Source organism: Advenella mimigardefordensis DPN7, from assembly GCF_000521505.1.
GTDB classification, from domain to species: Bacteria; Pseudomonadota; Gammaproteobacteria; order Burkholderiales; family Burkholderiaceae_B; genus Advenella; species Advenella mimigardefordensis.
Map to the genome: position 1 here is coordinate 2,398,603 of NZ_CP003915.1, position 18,902 is coordinate 2,417,504.

Here is an 18,902-nt window from a genome sequence, read left to right on the forward strand (position 1 = left end):
CGGCGCATGGCACAGTTTTTTATCAGCCGCCCGATTTTTGCATGGGTTCTTTCCATTATCATCATGCTCGCCGGGCTGGCGTCGATCCACAGCCTGCCGCTGGAGCAGTACCCCGACATCGCACCGCCGCGGGTAGCGATCACGGCCACTTATACCGGCGCATCGGCCAAGACCGTAGAAGACTCGGTTACCCAGGTGATTGAGCAGCAACTGAAAGGCCTGGATAATCTGCTGTACATGCGCAGTAACAGCAATGCCGCCGGGCGTGCGCGGATCACGCTGACCTTTGATGCCGGTACCAATATTGATGTTGCACAAATGCAGGTGCAGAATCGTCTGCAGCAGGCCATGTCCCGCCTGCCCCAGCAAGTACAAAGCCGCGGCGTTACCGTAACCAAAGGCGGCGAAGAGTTTCTGATGGTGGTTTCGCTGTACTCCGATGACGGCAGCGCGTCGCCGGTAGATGTGGGTGACTACATCACCAGTAATCTGGTGGATGTGATCAGCCGGATCGATGGTGTCGGAGAAGTGCAAACACTGGGGACAGGATATGCGATGCGCATCTGGCTGGATCCGCGCAAACTGCTCAGCTACAACATGATGCCGTCCGATGTTACGGCGGCCATCCAGAAGCAGAATGTGCAGGTGTCTGCCGGCCAGCTTGGGTCCTTGCCTGCGGTCAGCGACCAGCAATTGAATGCAACGATCACCGCGCGCAGCATGCTGCAGACCGAAGAAGACTTTCGGAATGTAGTGCTGCGTGTTGCGCCTGACGGAGCGGTTGTACGGATCCGCGATGTGGCCCGGGTTGAACTGGGTGCAGAAAACCTGACCATTCGTTCGGCCTTGGGCGGCCTGCCCGGCGCCGGTATGGGGATTATTACCGCAGACGGTGCTAACGCCGTGGAGGTTGCCCAGCGGGTGCGCGAAAAACTGGCCGAACTGGAGCCGTTTTTCCCCAATAATCTGAAAACCTTTATCGGGGTTGATTCAACGCCGTTCATCAGCGCCTCCATTGACGAGGTGGTGAAGGTACTGCTGGAGGCAATGGTGCTGGTGGTGCTGGTTATTTATCTGTTTTTACAGAACCTGCGCGCCACCCTGATCCCGGCGATTGCCGTTCCTGTTGTGCTGCTCGGCGTTTTTGGCGTTTTGTCGATTGCCGGTTTTTCGATCAATACCCTGACGCTGTTCGGCATGGTGCTGGCCATTGGCCTGCTGGTAGATGATGCCATTGTGGTCGTGGAAAACGTGGAACGCGTCATGCACGAGCAGGGGTTATCCCCGCGCGAAGCCACACGTAAATCCATGCGTGAAATTACACCGGCACTGGTGGGTATTACACTTGTATTGTCAGCCGTATTCATTCCCATGGCGTTTTTTGGCGGCTCCACTGGTGTCATTTACCGGCAGTTCTCGATCACGATTGTGTCATCCATGGTGCTCTCCGTGATCGTAGCACTCACGCTCACCCCTGCCCTTTGCGCCAGTTTGCTCAAGCCGGTGAGAAAAGGCGAACATACCAATCCGTCACACGCACGCAAGGGCCCTTTGGGTGTTCTGGATCGCTTTTTCGTGCGATTCAATCAAGGATTTGACAGAACGGCAAACCGCTATCAAACCGCAGTGGCCGGCATAGCCAAACGACCACGCCGTGGGCTGATTGTCTATGTGATTATTGCGGTTATCATGGCATTTCTGTTCCTGCGTCTGCCCACTTCCTTTCTGCCGCCCGAGGACCAGGCCGCAGTGCGACTACAGATAACGCTGCCTGCGGGAGCCACAGATGCACGGTTGCAACCGATTATGCGGGAGATCGAGCAGTATTTTCTGAAGCAGCCGGATGTACGCAGCATTACCAGCATTACGGGTCGTAGCGGTGATCAGAGCTCGGCACGTGCCTATGTGATGCTCACTGACTGGAGCCTAAGGCCTTTACCGGAACAGTCGGCCGCAGCAATCGCACGCAAGGCCACCCGCGATCTGGCGCATATCCGCGATGCCCGGATTATTGCGACACTGCCGCCCATCGTGCGCGGCCTGGGTTCAAGTTCGGGCTTTAATTTTTTCCTGCAGGATATCAACGGCCTGGGGCACGAAGCGCTGGTGCAGGCCAGCCGTGACGCATTGCGCCTGCTTGGCGAACGCGATGAATTGATGAACGTGCGCATTGACGCACCTGAAGATACCGCGCAGTTTGCCGTGAAGATAGACGATGCCCGCGCTGGTGCATTCAGCCTGACAACCGATGCGATTGACAGTACCCTGTCCACCGCCATGGGCGGTACCTACGTGAACGACTTCCTGGATCGGGGCCGGGTCAAGCGAGTGTATGTACAGGGTGATACACCGTTTCGCATGTTGCCAGGTGATATCGATCAATGGCATGTCCGCAATACACTGGGCGAAATGGTGGCATTTCCTGCCTTCTCCAGCACCAACTGGACTTTCGGCTCGCCTGAGCTGAATCGCTACAATGGCAGTCCCAGTCTTGAATTCCTGGGGGACGCCGCACCCGGCGTCAGTTCGGGTGCGGCGATGCTGGCCGTCGAGCAGGTGATGCAGCAAATGCCAGCAGGCATCGGCTTTGAATGGACCGGCGCGTCGCTGCAGGAACGTATTTCGGGCGCGCAGGCGCCCCTGCTCTACGCCGTCTCCATTCTGTTTGTGTTCCTGTGTCTGGCCGCATTGTACGAAAGCTGGTCGGTACCTTTCGCGATTATTCTGGTGGTGCCGCTGGGCATTGTCGGCGCGCTGCTGTTTACGGCCCTGCGTGAACTGCATAATGATGTCTTTTTCCAGGTTGGCCTGCTGACCACCGTGGGGCTGACATCGAAGAATGCAATTCTGATTGTCGAGTTCGCCAAGCAGTTGCAGGAACGCGGCCATACCGTGCTGGAAGCCACATTGATTGCGGTGCGCCAGCGCCTGCGCCCCATTCTGATGACATCGCTGGCCTTTGGCTTCGGTGTATTGCCGCTGGCAATTGGCACCGGTGCCGGGGCCGGTGGCCGTCACGCGATTGGTACAGCCGTTCTGGGTGGGATGATCGTGGGTACGGCGCTGAGCCTGTTTTTCGTGCCGCTATTCTTTGTGCTTGTACGCAGCTTCCGACGCAAACGGCATCCGCATGATGATCATTCTGCGACGCCTTCACCAGATACTCATTCGGGTTCAATATCATGAGCAGACGACCCCTTGCGCTAAGCCGGTCTATTGCATTTGTCATTCCCCTGCTGGGATTGAGCGCCTGCGTCAATCTGGCGCCAGACTATCAGCAACCGGCCGCTCCTGTCGCCAGCGTCTGGCCGCAGCCGCCGGCAACGAAAGCCAGCTCAGGTCAAGCGTCAGTAAACGAACTGGACTGGCTGACGTTCTTTACCGACGCACGCCTGCGTGACGTGGTCCGCCTTGGCCTCGAACACAATCGTGATTTACAGATTGCGACCCTGAATATTGAACGGGCCCGTGCGCAATACGGTATTGCCAGCGCCGATGCTCTGCCGTCAATTGGCGCGGATGCACAGGCCAGCCGTAGCCGCACCCCGGCCAGCATCTCCAATTCCGGGGAAACCACGCTGTCGTCGCGTTATACCGTGGATCTCGGTCTGACCAGCTACGAGATTGATTTTTTCGGCAAAATCCGCAATCTCAAGGCGGCCGCACTGCAACGCTATCTGGCCGCGCAGGAAGCCCGGCGCAGTGCCCAGATCAGCCTGGTGAGCGAAATTGCCGCGGCCTGGCTGCAACTGGAGGCAACCGGCCAGCAGCTTGCCCTGGCCCGTAGCACCCTGCTGAACCAGCAGAAATCACATGATCTGATCCGCCGCAGCCATGCTCTGGGCGCCGAGTCGGGACTGACGCTGGCACAATCGCAGACCACGGTCGATGCTGCCCGTGTCAAGGTGGCCGAGTACGAAACCCAGCAGGCACAGGATACCAACGCCCTCACCCTGCTGACGGGTACGCAAGTGCCTGGCTCCCTTTTACCGCCTGCAGATTTTGCCTTGCAGGGGCGTGCGGCTACCCGGCTGGTGATGCCGCCTGATGGCCTGCCGTCCAGCGTGCTGCAGCAGCGTCCGGATGTATTGGCTGCCGAACATGATTTGATTGCTGCCAATGCCGACATCGGCGCAGCGCGAGCGGCGTTTTTCCCCAGTATTTCCCTGCTGGGATCTGCCGGTACGGCCAGCAGCAGTCTATCCGGGCTCTTTACCGGCGGCACGCTGGCCTGGAGCGTGGCCCCTTCACTGCGTTTGCCTATTTTCGACGGCGGCGCCAATCGCGCCAATCTGAATCTGAGCAAAGCACAAAAAGATATTTTGCTTGCCACCTATGAAAAAGCCATTCAGACGGCTTTTCGCGAGGTGGCCGATGCCCTGGCCGTGCGCGCCACGATCGCGACACGATTACAGTCCCAGCAGTCGCTGGTCGCCTCCACTTATCGCAGTTTCCAGCTCTCCAGCGCCCTGTTTGCACGAGGCGGCGGCTCCGGATTCCTGGAGGTACTGGATGCTCAGCGCGCATACTATGCGGCACAGCAGGATATGATTACCTTAAGGCTGCTTGAGCAATTGAACCGTCTGGCTCTGTTCAAAACCCTGGGGGGTGGCTGGCAGCCAGTAGCGGCAAGTTCGTCAAGGCCGACGACCTCGCCCTGACCGACGCAGGGGTTTTTCCGGTACAGGCGCAGGGTCATCGCCCCAACCTATCGATCAGGAATGTTATAACGAGAGTGTTCGTTCCTTTCATGCAGTGACCTAAACAGGAGTCAGACATGGCGGTTGATAAAGTACTTTATGTTGCACACGCGACGGCTACAGGCGGACGCGATGGGCGTGCCGTTTCATCGGACAATGTATTAGACGTAAAACTGACCACACCGAAAGAGCTGGGTGGTGGCGGTGGCACCGGCACCAATCCCGAGCAGCTTTTTGCGGCTGGATATTCAGCCTGCTTTCTGGGCGCCCTCAAACTGGTTGCCTCACGCGAAAAAGTCAAATTGCCGGACGATACCCGGATTGACGGCAGCGTGGGCATCGGGCCTATTGCCCAGGGGTTTGGCATTGAGGTAGAGTTGAAAATTTCGGTACCCGGGGTGGAACGCAGTGTTGCTCAGGCCCTGGTCAGCAAGGCCCATGAGGTGTGTCCTTATTCGAACGCAACAAGAGGCAATATAGACGTGACGCTCACCGTAGTGTAACGCAGACCTTCTCTTGGGGCTACGGCCGTGTCGTCCGGGTGATGGCACGGCCGTTTTGCTTCTTCATGTCTCAATAATGCTGCTGGCCCAATAGCCGCAATCACAGCGGCAACTCGACACAATCAGTTGACGATTCCTGATTTTCGCGCAACAATCCTTTGCCAGACTCGCTATTTTTCTTTCTGATCCAGCCTCTTATACTGTCTTTCGTACACACTAACGCCCGGCAATGAACAGCACAATGATCACTGTCATCGCAGGCAAACCCTGACAACACGTGGCGAGAAAGCGCCTTCGTGTATTTAATATTATCACTGCCATAAGCAGTGGCTTTTACGAGAGATATTTGCATGAACATACCTTCTTTTGGCCTTGGCACCTTTCGCCTGAAAGATCAGACTGTTATTGACTCCGTCACCAACGCACTGGAGGTGGGTTACCGGGCAATCGATACCGCACAAATTTACGGCAATGAGGCAGAGATCGGACAGGCATTAAGCGCAAGCCCCGTCTCGCGTGATCAGTTGTTTCTGACCTCAAAAATCTGGACCGACAACTATGCTGCGGACAAACTCATCCCAAGCCTGAAAGACAGCCTGCACAAACTGCGCACCGACTACCTGGACCTGACGCTGATCCATTGGCCGTCGCCCGGCAATGCCGTGCCGGTCGCTGAATTCATGGGCGCACTGGCGCAGGCACAGCAGCAGGGACTGACCCGCCAGATCGGCGTATCCAATTTCACTATTGCCTTGATGCGTGAAGCCATAGATGCCGTGGGTAGCGACAGGATTGCCACCAATCAGATCGAATTGCATCCCTATCTGCAAAACAAAAAAGTGGTCGCGTTCGCACGTGAACATGATATTGCCATTACCTCATATATGACGCTGGGTTACGGCAAAGTGCTGCAGGACCCGGTGGTGCAGGCCATTGCGCAACGCCTGCAGGCAACACCCGCGCAGGTTGTACTGGCATGGGCGCTGCACAGCGGTTTTGCGGTGATCCCCTCCTCTACCAACCGCGCTCATCTGCAAAGCAATCTTGCGGCACAACAACTGCAGCTTTCAGACGCAGATATGGCTGCAATGGCTGCGCTGGACCGCAACGAGCGGATTACCAGCCCAGAGGGTCTGGCTCCTGAGTGGGACGACTGATCAAATGCACAAGGCTGCCGTTCTGATGACCAACTCCGATGATCTGCTGACTTTCGTTACTGTCATTGACAGCGGCTCCATCAGTGCGGCCGCCGAACAACGGGGGCTGACCCCTTCTGCGGTCAGCCGCACCCTGACCCGGCTTGAACAGAATCTGCAAACCACACTCCTGAACCGCACCACCCGTCGCATGCATCTGACTGAAGAAGGACGGTTCCTGCTGGAACATGCCCGGGCCATTGTGGCGCAGATGCAGGCGATGCAGGAGACGCTGGCTACCCGGCGCCAGTCGCCGGCAGGCCGGTTACGGGTCAACGCCGCCTCACCGTTTATGCTGCACGCGATCGTGCCGCATATTGGCGTGTTTCGACGGAATTACCCCCATATTGAACTGCAGCTCAATACGCACGAGCTGAATATTGATTTGCTGGAGCAAAGCACTGATGTTGCCATCCGGATCGGCGCGCTGCAAAATTCGACGCTCCACGCGCGTCACCTGGGCAACAGCGCGCTCAAACTGCTTGCCAGCCCTGATTATTTATCCCGTTATGGCACACCCGAGACGGTGGAAGCACTGGAAGCACACACGTTACTGGGTTTTACGCAGCCGGAAAGTCTCAATCTCTGGCCCGTCCGCCGTGCTGATACAGACAACCAACTGATGACCATCCCGGACGTGGCGGCCTCCAGTGGTGAAACGTTACGACAATTGGCATTGGCCGGACAGGGCATCGTCTGCCTGTCGGATTTCATGACCTATGAGGATGTTCGTCATGAACGCCTGATTCCGGTTCTTCCTCATTTGACAGAAAAGCAGGTTCAGCCCATACATGCCGTGTACTACAGAAACTCGCCGCTGGCGCTGCGCATTCAGTGCTTCATCGATTTCATACAGAAAACGCTGTCAATCCAGCCCTGGAATGGCAGGTAACAACGGTAACAACGTGATAACAAACTAGTGGCGGATGATGGTTCTGATCCGGCCGGAGCGCATGCGCTGGCTCTGGCCACCTCTTATGATGGTTGTCTTCTGAATCCGGCCGATACCGGCTGCGCCCTGCCCGGTTAGCGGATTGACCGCATAATTGTTATAACGGATCTCATAATGTAAATGAGGGCCTGTTACCTTGCCGGTATCGCCTAAATGGCCGATCACTTCACCTTTGTCTACGATCCGGCCAACGGCCAGGCGCGGTGCAAATTTCTGCAGATGTGCATACAGCGTTTGATAACCCGAGCCATGCTCCACGATCACGGTATTGCCGTAACCACCCTTGACGCCGGCAAACGATACCTTGCCGCCCAGCGTTGATTTGACTTGCGTACCCAGCGGCGCTACCAAATCGACACCAGCGTGAAATCGCAGCTGATTGTATATGGGATGCATACGCAAGCCGAAACGGGAAGACACATAGCTCTTGTCCAGCGGCGACGCCAGAAAGCCCATGATCTTCAAATCCAGTTTCAGGGCCGGGCCGCAACCCTTGCTGCTACATCCCTGCGGGGGTTCCAGGTCATCGTCCAGCCCTCTTATGGTTTTAACATCTGAGTCGAGCGTTGGCGCCTCGGGCGCAGTATCCAGATCCTCATCGGATTGAGCACGCACGGGCATTGCATGCAACGCGGCGACAACGCAGCCAAGCAGCATCAGGGTGTGCAGGACGGTCCGACTTAACACGCCGCGCATGAAAGAAAAGGGGTTCGCATATACATGAAAAGGCATTTTACTTATTTCAACTCAATCACAGCACAAATCCGTGTATAGTTTTTGTTTCTACCCATTTTCCAAACGCATGGCGATGCCCGGGTAATATCCATGACTGAAAGGCGCCGATCACCCCGAACGGCTTCTTCTGTCCGGAATTGTTCCGACGTACGCCGTAAAGACTGCCAATGCTCAGACTTTCCGTCATCCTATCCCTGCTTGTCTGCCTGGGTGCCTGCTCGGACCGGCAAGACGATGAACGTCTGCGACTGGCGCTTACGTCCGATTGCACCGTCACGCGCGCCTCTCTGCTGCTTAGCGGCAAATACGTTGACAAGCAGGCGTTGGCAACCGTGCAGCAGGAGTGCCAGGCGGCCTATGTCACGTTGATGAACACGGTTACTGCGCAGCAGTTGCGTGACCAGCAGACCGAGGTCTATGACAGCTTTCAGCGGGCATACCGCATGAAATATTCACTGCACGACGTTTTTGATAATCTGCCGCCCGCCGCCAAAACCACGTATGAAGAACTGGCAACCATACTCTTTGGGCTGAAAAAAGAGGATATCGACTCATGAGAGATTTCCGTGATCGCATGCGTTTAATAAAATACCTGATTGCCGCGCTGTTCGTTCTGGTTGCGCTGGGCTATCTATGGGCCAGCATGAATCGCCCTGATGAAACAGCCGGCGAATACTCGCAATTTGACAAGGAAAGAGCCATTATTACCTGCATGACGGCCGAGTATGCCACCCGCTACCAGGACGATCCGGCCGAAACCGATATGTTCCCTGAGTGTGAAGCACGCTTCGAAAAACTTAAAGCGACGTTGCCCTATGCCGAATATATTCGTCTGCAGCAGACGCCTGTGTTAGCCGAAAGCGGCCCGGTCCATATGCAGCCTTACGAGCTATTTCTACAGATTATGACCGGCCAGGATCGCTGATTCCTGTGCCACTATGCTTATTGATGTTTGTTCCAAAGGACGTTTTTGAAAAATGCAAAAGAGTAAAAGAAAAACAGTGACGGGTCTGGCCCTGGCTGGCCTGACTGCGGTGTCGCTGATGTTTGCCGGCACGGCGGCACAGGCGGAGGAAAAAAAATGGCCCGAACATTCGCTTACCCTGATCGTACCTTTCGGCCCGGGCTCTACACCAGACCAGATTGCACGCATTATTGCCCGCAGTGCCGAGAAAAAGCTGGGCCAGGCGATCGTAATTGAAAATAAAGCGGGTGCCGGCGGCAATATCGGCACCAACCAGGTTGCCAAAGCCAAGCCTGATGGTTATACCTTTGGTATTTCCATTACCGGCCCGCTGGTCAACAACCAGTTTATCTACGATAAATTACCTTACAACCCTGAAAAAGATCTGGCGCCGCTCACCTTGGCGGTTACGCAGCCGAATGTGATTGTTGTGACGAAGCAGTCTGGCATCAAGACGCTCAAGGAATTGATTGAAAAAATTCAGGCTGAACCGGACAAACTGAATTTTGCGACATCGGGCAACGGCACCGGCTCGCATCTGTCCATAGAGCTCATGCTGCAGGCGGTGAATGGTCAGGCAACCGCCGTGCCGTATCCCTCTTCACCCGCAGCGCTCAATTCACTGATTGCCGGCGATACTCAGTTTACCGCCCTGGCGCCCATTGCCGTGCTGCCTCTGGTGAAAGAAGGGCGGCTGGTCGCATTGGCACAGACCAGCGCCCAACGCAACAGTTCACTGCCGGATATTCCAACGGTGTCCGAAGCGGGCGCACCCGGCATCGAAGGCGCTGCCTGGTCCGGTTTTATAACGTCTTCCCAGGTACCCATCGCCATCCGCAATACGCTTACCGATGCCCTGTTGACCGCACTTCGCGATCCCGAAGTAGGCAAACAGCTCAAGGCGATTTATATGGATCCCATCCCCAGCACGCCGGAAGCGTTTCACGATTATATGAATCAGGAAAAAGCGCGCTGGCAGCCACTGATTGAAAAGCTGAACCTGAAAGTCAACTGACGGTCAGAATAAAACGGACAGGCCACCGTCCACGGCGATGACCTGCCCGTTAATATAGCCGGACAGATCGGAAGCAAGAAACACCGCCAGCCCGGCAATTTCTTCGGGCCGGCCCCAGCGCCCGGTAGGATTGCGGCCCGCCAGCGTTTGTCCTGCTTCAGCATTCACCATCTCCAGATTGGTCTCGGTCGCAAATGTACCAGGGGCTATCGCATTGCTGGTGATGCCGTATGTGGCCAGTTCCACCGCCAGCGCCCGCATCATCCCGGTCAGGCCCTGCTTGGTGATGGGATAGACGCCATCGCCCGGGCGGGCCACCTCCCCTGCTACGGATGTGATGGTGATCAGCCTGCCCCATTGTTGCTGGCGCATCAGCGCTGCTGCCTTCTGTGATAAATACATGGCGCCCAGCAAATTAGCCTGAAGCATCTGTTCCATTTGCGCGAAATCGAAAGCGGCCAGTGGCTGGCGAATGCGGATGCCCATATTGTTGACCAGCACGTCGCAGCGACCATGCTGCTCAGCCAGATCGGTCATGCAGCGATCGATGTCGGCCACAACGGACATATCGCCGACCAGGCCCTGCACGTGCGCACCGGATTTCTGAAGCCTGGCGCAGGCCTGTTCAACAGACTGAGCGCTGCGGCCATTGATATACACCAGCGCGCCGCTACGGGCCATGGCCGATGCCATTTCCAGGCCGAGTCCGCGTGTCGAACCGCTAATAAATACTACTTTATCTTGCAGCCCGAAGCTGTCTGTGTATGAACTTTGTTGTTGCATTGTTGTCCCTGAATCACGACTGTAACGAGTTTTTGCAACACGATCTGAACAATGTCAAACGTTTGCAATGACCCGGTTTACGGTTAAACTTGAACCTATTTTCACCCAAACGCCTGGAAAAAGTAAATGTTTGCCAGAAACACCCCTTTTAATTATGAAAAAATCTTAAAAGCGTGTGCAAAAGGACAAAAAAGTGCCTTGCAGACTCTGTTCAAGCATGAAGCCCCCCTTATGGTGGCCCTCTCACTGCGCGTTTTGGGTAATTACAATCTGGCCGAGCAGGCGGTGGTGTCTGCCTTTGTGCTTATCTGGAATAACGCCGAAGCCTATGACGAAGAGATGGGACCGGCACGCGGCTGGATATTCTCTATCCTGCGCTATCGCATCAGCCAGATTTTCAAGGAACATTATGATGCCATTCAGGCGGCCAGCAAGACTCAGGATGAATCGGTACTCAATGAAGTCTCCAGTAATCTGCATGCCGACGTGCGTGGGGATCTGCCGGTAACGCCGGCATTTTACCTGCATCTGGAAGAGTTGCCCGAAGAGCCGCAAAAAGCGTTGATCAATATGTATTTCAGCGGCATGTCACAGGCACAGACGGCCACCAAAGTCGGTATGCCGCTGGGACGCTTCAAGGAAAACCTGTTTCTTGGACTGCAACACCTGGCCAAGCATCTGCCCGAATTTTCTCCACCTCACCAAGCCACTGAAAAAATGGGTGAATATGTATTGGGCGGGTTGTCTGAAAATGAAGAAAAGCTGGTCTACAAATTAATGAATGATGATGCCGGCGTTTCTCGTATTGCCTTGCTCTGGGAAGCCCAGTTTACACATCTGCTGAGTCAGCTGCCAGCACAGGTGGCCAGTAGCCGGGTTTGGGAAAAAATAAAGACCGCAGCCTTTGCCAAGGCGCCAGTTGCTGTTGCGCCCATTGCCGATGCCGGCGATGAAGACAGTACCGAGCAGCCTTATGTATCGGGAGTGAAAAGTACCCTGCGCAGGTTCTGGTACATGCTGCCCTTGTGGCGTGCACTGGCACTCATACTGGCCGTTGCCGCATTCACGTTCTGGTACACGGGTACCCCGCCAGCTGATCAGCCCAGAAAAGTGGCTGTGCTCGATTCATCCATGAGCAATGCGCAAACTGGCTGGGTGGTGCGCTTCAATGCAGCCGGTGATGCTCAGTTTTCTCCCGTGGTCCGTCAGACCGTCTCGGACGGCCTGGTCCTTCAGGCATGGAAGCGATCCAATGGTACCGACACCGCACTGGGGCTGATTCGTGACAGTAAAGCATTCGTACTGAACGCAGAACGCGTAGGGCAAATCGCCGCAGGCGACCAACTGCTGATCAGCCTGGAACCCGAAGGCGGATCGCGCAGCGACAGACCTTCTGGCTCCATTCTTTACAAAGGCACCGTCGCGGATCTGTAACAGCGTTGCCCTGATCGGGCTTTGTCCGATCAGGCCCCCTTTTCACTACCCTCCCGCAACGTAACGCCGGGGCCAAGATCCGCCGGCCTGGCTTTGGCCGCTTATTTTTTTGTCGCTTCTTTACCGACGATGCACCTGAGTGTTTTGCGGGCTGGCGTCGATTGTACTGCCTGTAATCCATGACACGTCGTATTTTTCAGCGCAAATTCAGGAGCTGACGAAAAATATAAGCGCCGGTGTAAAAAGATAAAGTATCATTGTAATAATTCGCCATAAATCTTCATAAATAGCACTAAATGTCATTAATCCTGCTTCTAATTCTTCCATTTCTGGGTAGTATTCTTGTCGGTCTGCTGCCCGAACACCCCAGATCGCCGGAAGCCTGGATGGCAGGTATTATCGCAGTGATCGGTGCCCTCATTACCCTCTCATTTCTACCGGAAATACTGCAGGGCAACACCGTAGCCCAGACGCTTGAATGGGTACCGTCCTACAAGCTGAATCTCGTATTTCGTATGGATGGGTATGCCTGGCTGTTTTCGCTGCTGATTACCGTCATGGGCGCGCTGGTGGTGCTGTACGCCCGCTATTACATGTCTCCCAAAGATCCGGTCACCCGCTTCTACTCCTTTTTTCTGGCATTCATGGGATCCATGCTGGGCGTGGTGCTGTCCGGCAATATTATTCAGATGGTTATCTTCTGGGAGCTCACCAGCCTGTCTTCTTTCATGCTGATCGCTTACTGGAACCATCGTCAGGATGCCAAGCGCGGCGCCAGGATGGCTCTTACTATTACGGCCGCTGGCGGATTCTGTTTGCTGGCCGCCATGCTGATGATCGGCCACGTTGTGGGCAGTTATGACCTGGATACCGTACTGGCTTCGGGTGACACCCTTAGCACGCACCCCTGGTATCTGGCCATCCTGATTCTGTTCGCACTGGGTGCCCTGACCAAGAGCGCGCAATTTCCTTTCCATTTCTGGCTCCCCAATGCGATGGCCGCACCAACGCCTGTTTCGGCCTATTTGCATTCGGCCACCATGGTCAAGGCCGGCGTGTTTATTCTGGCACGCTTCTGGCCGGTGCTGGCTGGCACCTCGGCCTGGTTCTGGATTATCGGCATGGCCGGGCTGTGCTCGCTGTTTCTGGGGGCCTATGTGGCTACTTTTCAGCGGGATATGAAAGGGGTGCTGGCTTATTCCACCATCAGTCACCTGGGATTAATCACCCTCCTGTTAGGCCTGAACAGCCAGCTGGCACTGATTGCCGCCCTGTTCCACATGATCAATCATGCCACCTTCAAAGCATCGCTCTTTATGGCCACCGGGATTGTCGACCACGAAACCGGCACCCGGGATCTGGTCCTGCTGTCCGGCCTGCGCAAGGCTATGCCGATCACCGCAACACTGGCCGTTGTCGCCGCGGCGGCCATGGCGGGTGTCCCCCTGCTTAACGGCTTTATTTCAAAAGAAATGTTTTTTGCCGAGACGCTGAATCTGCCGGACTATCTTGAAGTGTCCAACTGGCTGCCGGTCTTTGCCGTGCTGGCCAGCGCCTTCAGTGTGGCCTATTCCCTGCGGCTGATCATGCAGGTGTTCTTCGGCCCCAGGGCGACCGAACTGCCCCGCGAGCCGCACGAACCGCCCTTGTGGATGCTTGTGCCCAGCGGTATCCTGGTACTGATCTGTCTGCTGATCGGCATGATGCCGGAAACCATCATCGGTCCGGTGCTGTCGTCGGCAGCCCATTCGATTCTCGGACCAACGTTACCGGCATACAGTCTGGCGATCTGGCATGGTTTTAACCTGCCGCTCACCATGAGCCTGATCGCCATGGGGGGCGGTATTCTGCTGGCCCTGGTTCTGCGACCCCTGCAAAAGCGCGCACCAGGACAAACGCCCTTGCTGTATCGGGTTGAAGGACGTGCTTTCTTTGATGGCGCGATGGATCTGCTGGATACGATCGCCTACCGGGCCATGAATCTGTTTGCTACCCAACGGCTGCAACCGCAGATATTATGGATTGTGGTGATTACCGTGGTGGTCACCATCATGCCGTTGCTGCTGTTTGAAGCCTGGCCGCAACTGGTCATGCGCAATATTGATCTGCCCTTTACCCTGCTATGGATCATCGGCGCATGCTGTGCAGTGGGCGCGGCCTATCAGGCCAAATACAACCGCTTCCGTTCTCTGGTTCTGCTCGGCGGCGCCGGTTTGTGCAGCAGCCTCACCTATCTGTGGCTGTCAGCGCCGGATCTGGCCCTGACCCAATTGGTCGTGGAAATGGTCACGACCATTCTGTTGCTGCTGGGCTTGCGCTGGCTGCCACGCAGAATGTCTACCGAGCCAGCCTCGGACCGCGGGCGCGCCACGGTTCGGCGTTTACGCGATATGACGATCGCCGTGATCGCCGGCCTGGGCATGTCCATTCTTACTTATTTGCAGCTATCGCGTCCCAGGCCGGAAGGCGTTTCTTCATTCTATCTGGAAAAAGCCCTTCCTGAAGGCGGCGGCACCAACGTCGTCAACGTACTACTGGTAGACTTCCGCGGTTTCGATACCTATGGCGAGATTACCGTACTCAGTATCGTTGCCCTTACCGTGTATGCTTTGCTGCGACGCTTTCGACCGCCGCGGGAGAGCCTGAAGGCGCTGGAAGACCGACGCTTTCGCCAGAGCGGCGATACGGCCAGCGTTGACGAAAATGCCGAACTGCCTACCGGAACGATGCTGGTACCCACTGTGATTTCGCGTTTTATCATGCCCATTTCTACCCTGATTGCATTGTTTTTCCTGTTGCGCGGCCACAATCTGCCCGGCGGCGGTTTTGTTGCCGGCCTGATTTTCGCTGCTGCCGTTATCCTTCAATATATGATGGGTGGCATTCGCTGGGTCGAAGACCGCTCTCGCATCTTTCCCCAATACTGGATTGCGGGCGGCCTGCTGATGGCCGGTATTGCCGGCATGTCGGCCTGGCTGGCCAAACTGCCGTTCCTCTCGGCACTGGCCGCAGATCTCGATCTTGGTCCGTTGGGACACCTGCATTTATCCAGCGTTATCCTGTTTGACCTGGGCGTATTTGCGGTGGTCGTGGGTTCCACACTGTTCATGCTGGTCGCGCTGAGTCACCAATCCTTGCGGTTTTACAAAAAAGTATCGGCAGAAACCGCCGAGGAACATACAGGCGGTGATACGTCTCTATCCGATCAGGAAAGCGATAGCAGCGCGTCTGCTGAATCTGCTGCACTACCGCCTAATACCCAGGGAGCCCCATCATGGAACTGATTCTGTCTATCGCCATCGGCATCATGGTCGGATCGGGTGTCTGGCTGCTGCTGCGACCTCGAACCTATCAGGTGATTATCGGCTTGACGCTGGTGTCCTACGCAGTCAATCTGTTCATTTTTGCTACCGGCAAACTGACTACCGGCGCCCCGCCAATTCTGAAAGAAGGGGTTGAGACAACGCTCACCAATTATGCCGATCCCCTGCCGCAAGCGCTGGTGCTGACGGCCATTGTGATCAGTTTTGCCACCACCGCCCTGTTTCTGGTGGTGATCCTCGCATTGCGCGGTTTGTCCAATACCGACCACGTAGATGGAACGGAGTCGCAATGAGCCAGTGGATGAATCATCTTCCTATCCTGCCCGTCGCTATTCCCATGCTGGTGGGTGCGTTTATGCTGGTGCTACGCGATCAGTACCGCAATTTCGGAGTCGTGCTGGGCGTTGTATCCATACTGGCCCAGTTTTGTATCGCAGTTGCGTTGTTCGGCATTACGACAGGCCGCATTCCCAATGATTACGAAAATCATATTATGGTTTATCTGCTGGGTGACTGGCGGGCGCCGTTTGGCATTGTTCTGGTAGCCGACCAGCTCAGCGCCATCATGCTGATACTCACCGCAATACTGGGGTTATGCTCGCTGCTCTATTCCACTGCGCTGTGGGATCGTGCAGGCGTTTTTTTCCACCCATTGTTCCAGTTCATCATGATGGGATTGAACGGCGCATTTTTGACCGGTGACCTGTTCAACCTGTTTGTGTTTTTTGAGATCTTTCTGGCGGCCTCATACGGCCTTGCACTGCATGGCTCGGGAATGGCCCGGGTAGCCTCCGGTCTGCATTACATTACCGTCAACCTGATTGCTTCCTTCCTGCTACTGATCGCGATCTCGGTTCTTTATGGCATTACCGGCACGTTGAATATGGCAGATCTCGGCTTGCGCGCCGCCACCCTGAGCGGCGATGACCGACGGTTGTTCGAGGCCGCCTGCGCCATTCTGGGTATCGCCTTTCTGATCAAGGCGGGCGCCTGGCCACTGAATTTCTGGCTCACCAGCGCTTATTCGGCTGCTGTGGCACCGGTCGCTGCGCTGTTCGCGATCATGAGTAAGGTGGGTATTTACGCGCTGTTACGCATTGGTTCGCTGCTATTGCCAACTGGCGCGCCGGCGGCGTTCAGCGGCGACTGGATGTACGTCATCGGGCTGGCAACCCTGCTATTTGGTACGCTGGGAATTTTGTCGGAAAAGAACAGCGGCCGGCTCGTGGGCTACTGCATCATTATGTCGTCGGGCACCCTGCTCTCTGCGCTTGGAATGCCAAGTGTGATTCTGACCGGCCCTTCCCTGTTCTATATGCTCAGTTCGGTATTGGTAACCAGTACCTTCTTTTACCTGATTGAACTGATCAAACGCACCGAATCTTTCGGTGGAAACGTGCTGGCGGTCAGCCTGGAGGCATTCAGCGCCGAAGACCAGGATAGTTCCGATTATTCGGGAACCGTTGTCGGCAAGCCGATACCGTTCGCGCTGGCGTTTCTTGGACTGGCCTTCTTTATCTGTGCACTGGTCATTGCCGGCATGCCCCCATTCTCGGGTTTTATCGCCAAGTTTGCGCTGTTGTCCAAGGCACTGGACTTGTCCCAGACCAATGCGGCCACGACCACCAGCGTCTGGCTGCTGGTCGTGGCAATGCTGATTTCCGGCATGGCCACAGTCATTGCTTTGGGCCGTACCGGTATTCGCATGTTCTGGAGCAGCGAAAAATTGAAACCGCCAGTGCTCAGTCGGCGTGAAGCCTTTCCCATTACACTGCTGCTGATGCTGTGCATTGCCCTGACGGTGTTTGCCGGCCCGGTCATGGACCAGCTCACGCTAACGGCCAAGCAGCTTGACGAGCCCGGCACGTACATGAAAGCGGTACTTAGCAGTCGGCCAGCCGTCATGTCGTCACATGGAGGTACGCCATGAAGTCATGGTTTTCCTGGTTACCCATGACCATGTTTCTTGCTGTCATCTGGGTATTGCTGGCCGATATGCCTCTGGGCATGGGTACGCTGGCTTTTGCTGGTGCAGCGTCCTTGATCATTGTCCTGATGTCGCGCCGATTGCGACCCTTCCTGGCCAGGCCACGACGCATCTGGGTCATACTGAAGCTGGCAGGTATTGTGCTGGCCGACACTTTCCAGTCCAATGTCGCTGCCGTCAAAATCATACTGGGTTACCCTAAAATCGAGTACACACCGGGATTTGTCTCTGTTCCTCTGACACTGCGGGATCCGCATGGACTAGCTATCCTGGCGGCGATTATCAATTATGCTCCGGGTACTTTGTGGGCTGGCTTTCCTGAATCCGGAGAGTACGTGCAATTGCATATTCTGGACCTGCCACAGGAAACAGACTGGGCAGCCTTTATCACCGAACGTTACGAGAAACCATTGAAGGAGATTTTTGAATAATGGAAACCCTTCTGATGTGGTCCTGCTATTTCACCCTGTTCTGTTTCGCACTGGCAGGCGTTATTCTGAGCCACCCTCTGTTTGTCGGACCCACACCCCAGGATCGGGTACTGGGTATCGACGCCCTTTATTTGATCGGGATGATGATTGCCCTCACACTGGGCATGCTGTATCGCACCTCCTGGTATTTTGACATAGCCCTGCTCGTCAGCCTTTTCGGCTTTCTGAGTACAGCCGCAATGGCGCGCTTTCTGCTGCGCGGTGAGGTGATTGAACCATGATAGATAGCCTGTCGCCCTGGATTGTTATTCCCGCGTCGGTACTGATCGTGATCAGCGGCCTGCTGGTGCTCACCGCCAGCATTGGCATGGTACGTGTCAACAACTTCCTGCCCCGTACCCACATTCAGGCCATCATATACTCTACGGCCCTCTGGGCCCTGTTGCTGGCCTCGCTGCTGCTGACGTTCAACCTTCAGGACCGTACCTTCCTGCATGAAATTCTGATCGGTCTGTTCATCTACATCACCTCACCAGTAAGTACTATTCTCCTGGTGCGTTCCTTTGTATTAAGGGAAGAACGGGCGAGCCTGCCCGATACAACTGTCGCTGCACCCGGCGCGACGGATGCAGACGTAAAAGAACAGGAGAACGATCGTACTGCAGCGAAAGACGTAGCCTCCATCGAGGCAGAACTGGAAATGGACTCGGAAGCTGAGTCTGAGTCTGAATCTGGGGCTGAATCTGGGGCTGAATCTGGGGCTGAACCTGGGTCCGGGTCTGCACAGGCAGTAGAGCACAAACCGGACAATGAAAACGCGCCTGATATGCAACAGACGCCACGCACCGAGCCCCCGCGAAATTGAATGAGTAATGACGC

General features: G+C 55.8%; 17 protein-coding genes. 15 read left to right on the top strand and 2 right to left on the bottom strand.

What is annotated here, in order from left to right; genetic code table 11:
• The first annotated feature begins 6 nt into the window (after positions 1 to 6).
• The 5 genes from MIM_RS11045 to MIM_RS11065 all read left to right on the top strand — a co-directional run bounded on the left by MIM_RS11045 (position 7) and on the right by MIM_RS11065 (position 7,291).
• Entirely contained in the window at positions 7 to 3,186 is a 3,180-nt protein-coding gene (locus tag MIM_RS11045) for an efflux RND transporter permease subunit (protein WP_025372819.1), read from the top strand.
• The gene (locus MIM_RS11050) at positions 3,183 to 4,661 is read left to right on the top strand and encodes an efflux transporter outer membrane subunit (protein ID WP_025372820.1); all 1,479 of its coding nucleotides are present in this window, start codon (positions 3,183 to 3,185) and stop codon (positions 4,659 to 4,661) included. The genes MIM_RS11045 and MIM_RS11050 overlap by 4 nt, the downstream gene beginning before the upstream one ends.
• Positions 4,662 to 4,777: 116 nt before the next feature.
• On the top strand, positions 4,778 to 5,203 hold the full coding sequence (locus MIM_RS11055) for an organic hydroperoxide resistance protein (protein WP_025372821.1): 426 nt from the start codon (positions 4,778 to 4,780) through the stop codon (positions 5,201 to 5,203).
• Between the two features lie 350 nt (positions 5,204 to 5,553).
• The gene (gene dkgB, locus MIM_RS11060; protein ID WP_025372822.1) at positions 5,554 to 6,360 is read left to right on the top strand and encodes a 2,5-didehydrogluconate reductase DkgB; all 807 of its coding nucleotides are present in this window, start codon (positions 5,554 to 5,556) and stop codon (positions 6,358 to 6,360) included.
• 22 nt (positions 6,361 to 6,382) lie between these two features.
• Positions 6,383 to 7,291 carry a LysR family transcriptional regulator gene (locus tag MIM_RS11065; RefSeq protein ID WP_169733376.1) on the top strand — a complete coding sequence of 303 codons (909 nt, stop codon included), beginning with the start codon at positions 6,383 to 6,385 and terminating at the stop codon, positions 7,289 to 7,291.
• A 24-nt stretch (positions 7,292 to 7,315) separates the two neighbouring features.
• Here MIM_RS11065 and MIM_RS11070 read toward each other — a convergent pair whose 3' ends face one another.
• A complete protein-coding gene (locus tag MIM_RS11070) occupies positions 7,316 to 8,083 on the bottom strand; it encodes a M23 family metallopeptidase (RefSeq protein ID WP_025372824.1) in 768 nt (255 codons plus the stop codon).
• 170 nt (positions 8,084 to 8,253) lie between these two features.
• On the opposite strand from MIM_RS11070, the gene MIM_RS11075 reads away from it, so the two are divergent.
• Genes MIM_RS11075 through MIM_RS11085 form a run of 3 tightly spaced genes read left to right on the top strand, consistent with a single transcriptional unit; the run spans position 8,254 to position 10,065 of the window.
• Positions 8,254 to 8,643, top strand: a complete 390-nt coding sequence (locus MIM_RS11075; protein WP_025372825.1) for a hypothetical protein — start codon at positions 8,254 to 8,256, stop codon at positions 8,641 to 8,643.
• The gene (locus MIM_RS22120; RefSeq protein ID WP_025372826.1) at positions 8,640 to 9,011 is read left to right on the top strand and encodes a hypothetical protein; all 372 of its coding nucleotides are present in this window, start codon (positions 8,640 to 8,642) and stop codon (positions 9,009 to 9,011) included. Before MIM_RS11075 ends, MIM_RS22120 begins: the two co-directional genes overlap by 4 nt.
• A 52-nt stretch (positions 9,012 to 9,063) precedes the next feature.
• Positions 9,064 to 10,065, top strand: coding sequence for a Bug family tripartite tricarboxylate transporter substrate binding protein (locus MIM_RS11085; protein ID WP_025372827.1), 1,002 nt, complete (start codon positions 9,064 to 9,066; stop codon positions 10,063 to 10,065).
• Between the two features lie 3 nt (positions 10,066 to 10,068).
• Here MIM_RS11085 and MIM_RS11090 read toward each other — a convergent pair whose 3' ends face one another.
• Positions 10,069 to 10,848, bottom strand: coding sequence for an SDR family oxidoreductase (locus MIM_RS11090; RefSeq protein WP_025372828.1), 780 nt, complete (start codon positions 10,846 to 10,848; stop codon positions 10,069 to 10,071).
• A 198-nt stretch (positions 10,849 to 11,046) separates the two neighbouring features.
• Here MIM_RS11090 and MIM_RS11095 point away from each other — a divergent pair, with 198 nt between their 5' ends.
• The 7 genes from MIM_RS11095 to MIM_RS22125 all read left to right on the top strand — a co-directional run bounded on the left by MIM_RS11095 (position 11,047) and on the right by MIM_RS22125 (position 18,888).
• Complete coding sequence (locus tag MIM_RS11095; protein WP_158318727.1) at positions 11,047 to 12,282, top strand: anti-sigma factor domain-containing protein; 1,236 nt, start codon at positions 11,047 to 11,049, stop codon at positions 12,280 to 12,282.
• A 296-nt stretch (positions 12,283 to 12,578) separates the two neighbouring features.
• On the top strand, positions 12,579 to 15,566 hold the full coding sequence (locus MIM_RS11100; RefSeq protein ID WP_025372830.1) for a monovalent cation/H+ antiporter subunit A: 2,988 nt from the start codon (positions 12,579 to 12,581) through the stop codon (positions 15,564 to 15,566).
• Entirely contained in the window at positions 15,557 to 15,898 is a 342-nt protein-coding gene (locus tag MIM_RS11105) for a Na+/H+ antiporter subunit C (RefSeq protein ID WP_025372831.1), read from the top strand. Before MIM_RS11100 ends, MIM_RS11105 begins: the two co-directional genes overlap by 10 nt.
• Positions 15,895 to 17,535: a monovalent cation/H+ antiporter subunit D gene (locus MIM_RS11110; protein ID WP_025372832.1), complete on the top strand. Its 1,641-nt coding sequence runs from the start codon at positions 15,895 to 15,897 to the stop codon at positions 17,533 to 17,535. The genes MIM_RS11105 and MIM_RS11110 overlap by 4 nt, the downstream gene beginning before the upstream one ends.
• Positions 17,532 to 18,023 carry a Na+/H+ antiporter subunit E gene (locus MIM_RS11115; protein ID WP_025372833.1) on the top strand — a complete coding sequence of 164 codons (492 nt, stop codon included), beginning with the start codon at positions 17,532 to 17,534 and terminating at the stop codon, positions 18,021 to 18,023. The genes MIM_RS11110 and MIM_RS11115 overlap by 4 nt, the downstream gene beginning before the upstream one ends.
• Positions 18,023 to 18,304 (top strand): K+/H+ antiporter subunit F, encoded by a 282-nt coding sequence (locus MIM_RS11120; RefSeq protein ID WP_042070232.1) that lies wholly within the window; start codon positions 18,023 to 18,025, stop codon positions 18,302 to 18,304. The genes MIM_RS11115 and MIM_RS11120 overlap by 1 nt, the downstream gene beginning before the upstream one ends.
• Entirely contained in the window at positions 18,301 to 18,888 is a 588-nt protein-coding gene (locus MIM_RS22125) for a monovalent cation/H(+) antiporter subunit G (protein WP_025372835.1), read from the top strand. The genes MIM_RS11120 and MIM_RS22125 overlap by 4 nt, the downstream gene beginning before the upstream one ends.
• The last annotated feature ends 14 nt before the right edge of the window (positions 18,889 to 18,902 follow it).

What these genes read in the sequence shown, in the direction of transcription:
- MIM_RS11045 (WP_025372819.1), top strand. Translation starts at nt 7, where the DNA reads ATGGCACAGTTTTTTATCAGCCGCCCGATTTTTGCATGGGTTCTTTCC.
- MIM_RS11050 (WP_025372820.1), top strand. Translation starts at nt 3,183, where the DNA reads ATGAGCAGACGACCCCTTGCGCTAAGCCGGTCTATTGCATTTGTCATT.
- MIM_RS11055 (WP_025372821.1), top strand. Translation starts at nt 4,778, where the DNA reads ATGGCGGTTGATAAAGTACTTTATGTTGCACACGCGACGGCTACAGGC.
- dkgB (WP_025372822.1), top strand. Translation starts at nt 5,554, where the DNA reads ATGAACATACCTTCTTTTGGCCTTGGCACCTTTCGCCTGAAAGATCAG.
- MIM_RS11070 (WP_025372824.1), bottom strand. Translation starts at nt 8,083, where the DNA reads ATGCCTTTTCATGTATATGCGAACCCCTTTTCTTTCATGCGCGGCGTG.
- MIM_RS11075 (WP_025372825.1), top strand. Translation starts at nt 8,254, where the DNA reads ATGCTCAGACTTTCCGTCATCCTATCCCTGCTTGTCTGCCTGGGTGCC.
- MIM_RS22120 (WP_025372826.1), top strand. Translation starts at nt 8,640, where the DNA reads ATGAGAGATTTCCGTGATCGCATGCGTTTAATAAAATACCTGATTGCC.
- MIM_RS11085 (WP_025372827.1), top strand. Translation starts at nt 9,064, where the DNA reads ATGCAAAAGAGTAAAAGAAAAACAGTGACGGGTCTGGCCCTGGCTGGC.
- MIM_RS11090 (WP_025372828.1), bottom strand. Translation starts at nt 10,848, where the DNA reads ATGCAACAACAAAGTTCATACACAGACAGCTTCGGGCTGCAAGATAAA.
- MIM_RS11100 (WP_025372830.1), top strand. Translation starts at nt 12,579, where the DNA reads ATGTCATTAATCCTGCTTCTAATTCTTCCATTTCTGGGTAGTATTCTT.
- MIM_RS11105 (WP_025372831.1), top strand. Translation starts at nt 15,557, where the DNA reads ATGGAACTGATTCTGTCTATCGCCATCGGCATCATGGTCGGATCGGGT.
- MIM_RS11110 (WP_025372832.1), top strand. Translation starts at nt 15,895, where the DNA reads ATGAGCCAGTGGATGAATCATCTTCCTATCCTGCCCGTCGCTATTCCC.
- MIM_RS11115 (WP_025372833.1), top strand. Translation starts at nt 17,532, where the DNA reads ATGAAGTCATGGTTTTCCTGGTTACCCATGACCATGTTTCTTGCTGTC.
- MIM_RS11120 (WP_042070232.1), top strand. Translation starts at nt 18,023, where the DNA reads ATGGAAACCCTTCTGATGTGGTCCTGCTATTTCACCCTGTTCTGTTTC.
- MIM_RS22125 (WP_025372835.1), top strand. Translation starts at nt 18,301, where the DNA reads ATGATAGATAGCCTGTCGCCCTGGATTGTTATTCCCGCGTCGGTACTG.